The sequence below is a fragment of the Streptomyces niphimycinicus genome, from assembly GCF_018883605.1.
GTDB lineage: Bacteria > Actinomycetota > Actinomycetes > Streptomycetales > Streptomycetaceae > Streptomyces > Streptomyces niphimycinicus.
This window is the reverse complement of the sequence record NZ_JAHLEM010000960.1, coordinates 1-746: the sequence shown is the minus strand read 5'-3', so window position 1 is coordinate 746 and position 746 is coordinate 1. Positions and strand designations below refer to the sequence as shown.

General features: G+C 57.4%; 1 rRNA gene. It reads right to left on the bottom strand.

The window, feature by feature from the left end:
• Positions 1-639 (bottom strand): 23S ribosomal RNA (locus KN815_RS46135); the annotation flags it as partial.
• Positions 640-746: the final 107 nt, after the last annotated feature.

Sequence of the window (746 nt, the reverse complement as noted above, 5' to 3'; positions counted from 1 at the left end):
GCTGATGTCCGACGCTCCCACGGCTTGTAGGCACACGGTTTCAGGTACTATTTCACTCCGCTCCCGCGGTACTTTTCACCATTCCCTCACGGTACTATCCGCTATCGGTCACCAGGGAATATTTAGGCTTAGCGGGTGGTCCCGCCAGATTCACACGGGATTTCTCGGGCCCCGTGCTACTTGGGAAATACTCAAGCAAGTTGCTGACATTTCAGCTACGGGGGTCTTACCCTCTACGCCGGGCCTTTCGCATGCCCTTCGCCTACATCAACAATTTCTGACTCACCGACCAGCCGGCAGACCGATCAAGAGCACTCCCACAACCCCGCATGCGCAACCCCTGCCGGGTATCACACACATACGGTTTAGCCTCATCCAGTTTCGCTCGCCACTACTCCCGGAATCACGGTTGTTTTCTCTTCCTGCGGGTACTGAGATGTTTCACTTCCCCGCGTTCCCTCCACATACCCTATGTGTTCAGGTATGGGTGACAGCCCATGACGACTGCCGGGTTTCCCCATTCGGACACCCCCGGATCAAAGCTCGGTTGACAGCTCCCCGGGGCCTATCGCGGCCTCCCACGTCCTTCATCGGTTCCTGGTGCCAAGGCATCCACCGTGCGCCCTTAAAAACTTGGCCACAGATGCTCGCGTCCACTGTGCAGTTCTCAAACAACGACCCGTACCCCGTCACCCACACTCACCGCATGGTTCACCGGGACCGGCCGAAGGAACAAGCAAAAATTG